4 protein-coding genes and 1 pseudogene are annotated in these 4,398 nt (G+C 57.6%); 4 read left to right on the plus strand and 1 reads right to left on the minus strand.

What is annotated here, in order from left to right:
• Positions 1–294: CoA-transferase (locus EOA24_RS28720; protein WP_281059905.1), on the plus strand; the 294-nt coding region annotated here is incomplete at its 5' end.
• Between the two features lie 1,058 nt (positions 295–1,352).
• On the plus strand, positions 1,353–2,759 hold the full coding sequence (locus tag EOA24_RS28725) for an amidohydrolase family protein (protein WP_189354304.1): 1,407 nt from the start codon (positions 1,353–1,355) through the stop codon (positions 2,757–2,759).
• Between the two features lie 29 nt (positions 2,760–2,788).
• On the opposite strand, the pseudogene EOA24_RS28730 reads toward EOA24_RS28725, so the two are convergent.
• Positions 2,789–2,987 (minus strand): annotated as a pseudogene (locus EOA24_RS28730) (IS256 family transposase); the annotation flags it as partial.
• 143 nt (positions 2,988–3,130) lie between these two features.
• Here EOA24_RS28730 and EOA24_RS28735 point away from each other — a divergent pair.
• Together EOA24_RS28735 and EOA24_RS28740 are read left to right on the plus strand one after the other, a co-directional pair.
• A complete protein-coding gene (locus EOA24_RS28735) occupies positions 3,131–3,586 on the plus strand; it encodes a hypothetical protein (RefSeq protein WP_127410327.1) in 456 nt (151 codons plus the stop codon).
• Positions 3,587–3,983: 397 nt separating this feature from the next.
• Entirely contained in the window at positions 3,984–4,394 is a 411-nt protein-coding gene (locus EOA24_RS28740) for a transposase (RefSeq protein ID WP_245501875.1), read from the plus strand.
• The last annotated feature ends 4 nt before the right edge of the window (positions 4,395–4,398 follow it).

Here is a 4,398-nt window from a genome sequence, read left to right on the forward strand (position 1 = left end):
CTTGCCAACTGGATGATCCCCGGCAAGCTGGTCAAGGGCATGGGGGGCGCCATGGACCTCGTCGCCGGGGTGATGCGGGTGGTGGTGGTCATGGATCACACCAACAAGACCGGGGAATCGAAGGTGCTGAAGGCCTGCACGCTGCCGCTCACCGGCCAGGGCGTCGTCGACCGCATCATCACCAATCTCGGTGTGCTTGATGTCGTCGAAGGCGGATTAAAGGTGGTGGAGCTGGCCGAAGGCGTCACTGACGAGGAGTTCCGCAGCGCCACCGAAGCAGCGATCGTCGACTGACGAAGGGGCACTTCGGCGGGCAGGTCAGCCGATGCGGAGCGCAGCCGGTACTGTGCGCCAGACGTCTCGAGGCTCGACAGGCATGCGCCCTCGCTTGCCTCGGCCACTGCCACCAAATCTTCCAATGCTTCAACGCTGAGCTTGGTGCGCATGATGCGCGGCTCTTCGAACACTCCGATATCCGTGACACTCAAAGGCAACAGCAGCGTGAGGCCGAATCGCCATTCCACGCGTACCATGGTGCGGCGCACCACTCGCGTATGACAGAGAAAACCCGAAAGCGTCGCCGATAAAAGGGGTCGGTTCGATGACCTCGACCTGCGCCGGTAAGGGCACATCAGCGTCAGTATCAGGGGTATTCCTATGTCCAGTGGAGCATGTAGGCGAGCTGCGCCGGTAAACCGTGCCGTCCGCCGGCGACGGCCATAGAAACCGGCCCTTCTCGAGCCGTTATGAGACACGTGCTGTCGGTTTGTCGGGTTGTCGACACCTACTAATCCCCAGTGTTAAGGTACTGAAACGACATCCGATAGACATTTTCCTTGAGACAATTTAGCAAAGGGCGTGAGTTTTGCATGTCTCCTCGCGAGGCGATCGTAGCCGCCTTGCGGCAAGGCAGCAAAGATGTGCAGGAGCTCGGCAAGCGAAGTTGGCCTTGGCTGTGTTGTTCGGATAGACAACATTCTTTGATACGGGTGTGGGATAGAAAGTCAGTGGTTCTGCGGTCATGTAAGGTTATTCCGAGATCTACAGAATTCGCACTGAATTCGTCGCAGAAGCGGATTTGCATCCGGGATGGGATTGGTCATGAACCATAGTTCCCTCGATTATCTGGCAAGCCACATGAAAAGCCTATATGCTACTACAAAAATTGGTCTACTGCCGCATGCTGCCGAGTAATCGATCTATTGAGTTGCGCTATCATGATCGCGATCAATTGGTGCAAGTAAGGGCGGCACCCGGAATACTCTGAATTCCCTCATCCGTTCTTGATGCGATGCATAGACGCGCACGAGCATGCTCATGCGGCTTGGAAACACGCGGGAAAGGAACTGACGATGACCGAAGAAGCACCCGCTGCCGTCTGCGATACCTTGATCCGCAATGGCTATCTGATCACAATGGACACTCAGCGTGCCGTTTATGCCTGCGGTGCGGTGGCGATTAACGGCAACGCGATCGTGGCGGTCGGCCGCGATGCGGACATCGCGGCGCGATTCCGGCCGCGCCGGGTGATCGACGCCAAAGGCGGGGTGATCCACCCGGGCTTTATTGACTGCCACTGTCATGTGGCTATCCACCTTTCGCGGGGAATTATTCCTGACCACCCCACTCCTCAGGCTGCTCCGTTTTCGTTTGCTGATTGGACCAATCATCTCGAGGATGAAGACGAGCATATCCAGGCGCAAATCGTTGGTCTCGAGATGCTACGTCACGGCTATACGTTCTTTCTCGAGCCAGGCACGGTGTACGAGCCGGATGCGGCCGCCGCGGCTGCAGAATCGGTGGGAGTCAGGGCAGGACTCGCCGATCCGTATATGTGGGACGTGAGCGGCGGCCCTCAATCGCGGCCATCGACAACGAGGCGCATTCCTAATGACGCTAAGCGCGCGTTCAAGGTCCTCGGCGGGCAATTGGCACGAAATAAGGATCCCGACGCGCTGGTTCGCGGTCATGTGGCAATCTATGGAGCCTGCTATTCATCGGAGAGCCTGATGCGTGCCGCCAAGGACTGCGCCGACGCTCATGGCGTGACATTCACTATGCACCACAACTTCGACCAGGATGATGCTAAGATTGTTGACGAGCGCTATGGCGGTGTCCACAACATGGTATACTTTGCGAAGCGCGGATTGTTAGGGCCGAACTGCCTATACGTCCACATGAACATAATTCGAGATGACGAGATCCCGGTCATTCTCGACTCCGGCATGTCGCTGGTCTGGCAGCCTGGAAATTCAATGTATTACAAGATCAATGCCAATTTCAAACCCCGTATTCCGGAGCTAATTGAGCGCGGATGCAATGTTGCCTTCGGGGTCGACGCCGCAAAGATATGGACTTTTGGTGACCTCGAACTTCTCGGATATCTGGATGCAAGTCAGCATGGACATTATATTTCGGCGGCCCGCATTATGGAGATGCGCACTGTTCATGCTGCCCATGCCGTCGGCCTGTCCCACATGATCGGATCGATCGAAAGTGGCAAGAGGGCGGACATCGTCATCAGAAGCGTTGATGTTCCGGAAATTTTGCCGGGCGCCAATCCCATTCAGGAATTGCTACTGTCGGGCCATCGCGCGACCGCTTCGACGGTGCTGGTGGATGGCCGGCTCGTGTTCCTCGATGGGCGCTCCACCCAGGTTGACCAGAATACCGTGATCGCGGCCGGCCGCGCTATGGCGCGGCGTGTGCTCGATAGGGCAGGTTACATTCCGAGGCTTCCATGGACGGTTGTTAACTGATGCATGATTTAAGACTCATAATTATCGGTTCATGCGGCGAGGTCAATCTGCTGATTGAGTGGCTTGGTTGAGAGCGCTTCGCCGTCCGTCGATTCTTCATATCGCGATTTGGCCGGACGCCATCAGCGCCCAGAACAGCATTGCCGCGGTTTCGGCCGAAGGCAGCACGGTCTGGCTCTTGATGCGCCGCTTGAACTCCTTGTGTCGGCATTCGATCGCGTTGGTTGTGTGGGGCCTTTTCTCAGGCAGAGGTTTCGTTTCCAAAATGCCTCTGCACCCGAGGGGAAATGACACGACGAATTGCAGTCGGACGGCCATTTTATGAATCCCACGGCTACACGTGCCCGACGATCTCGGAGAGCATCACGGTCGTGCGCGCTGATAAATTGATTCAGGACGCAGCGGGAAACGGCACAACGCTTGGGGGCATTGTAGACGCTTTGACGGAGCGGGACGACGTTGAACTCCTACCCATCTCGGATTCGATGATCGCGCCGAGCGGTTTGATCGATCATGATTTTTACCTTGACCAACTGACGCGCTTCGATCTCCACGGAGCAATGGGAACAACGGAGCTCGGGGCTGGACCTCCACGAGAACATCACGCCGAGCATGTTGTGAGCCGGGGACGAATCGCACGAAGTTCATATTCGGGAACAAGATTTTTAGTACTCAAGTCTCAGTATCACTTCAACGCCAATTTCAACGGGCTTGCGGCTTCTTTGTACCTCGCAAAGCCCCGGTCGCGGGCGCGCGTTTGCCAGATGTCGAGGTTAGCGCCGATCCGATCATTGAACCGCAAGTGCATGATCGACAAGAACGTCTAAACTGTAGTCCAATTGGCTCCTGAAAAATCGAGCTTTCGAAAGTGAAGTTTTTTCCAGTCACGTCTCTGGCTGTGAGGAGGAGAAAACCGTTTAGCCATCGAATTGATAACCCGGCTATAGCCTGCTTTGTATGCAACGAACGGACTCCGGCGCCCACAGGCCAGTATGGGGTGAGAACAGCAGTTGGCAGCCTCTGCACGGAAGACGACAATCAGCGCTTCCTCACCCTTTGAGAGTACTGTCGCACATCGTCCGGCGTGTCGGTGACGACGTCGAGCTTCTTCCACTTCGTCACCGTCTTGGGGTTTATGCCGTAAGCGATGCACCAAGGCACCTTGCAATAGGCCGATGAACATGGAGCTTTCGCGCCATGACATTGGAACATACAGAGGGTGATGTGGTCGCCGAGATCAGCGGCGCCGCGGCGGCTGAAGATCGTGCAACGACGCCCGGCCGCGCGCGGCAACGGAGGCTGTGGAGTTGCGCGGAGAAACGCGCGTTGGTCGACCTTGCGAGCGCGGCGGGGTCTTCGGTGACCGAGGTCGCGCAAGCGTTTGGCGTAGCTCCTTCGCAGCTCTATGCGTGGCGCAAGCAGGTGGCCGGCGGCGAGCCCGATGCCGACCAGGCGGCGGCCACCTTCGCGCGGATCGAGGTGAGCGATCTGCCCGAGGTCGACCGGCCCGCCGCCGATTGCCCGGACCCGGCCGGCAGGATCATCGTCGCCTTTGCGAACGGCGCGCGATTGCGGATCGACGGGACCGTCGATCCGACAGCGCTGCGCATCGTCCTGGCGGAGTTGAGCAGGTGATCAC

The organism is Mesorhizobium sp. M2A.F.Ca.ET.039.01.1.1 (assembly GCF_003998035.1).
Taxonomy (GTDB): Bacteria; Pseudomonadota; Alphaproteobacteria; order Rhizobiales; family Rhizobiaceae; genus Mesorhizobium.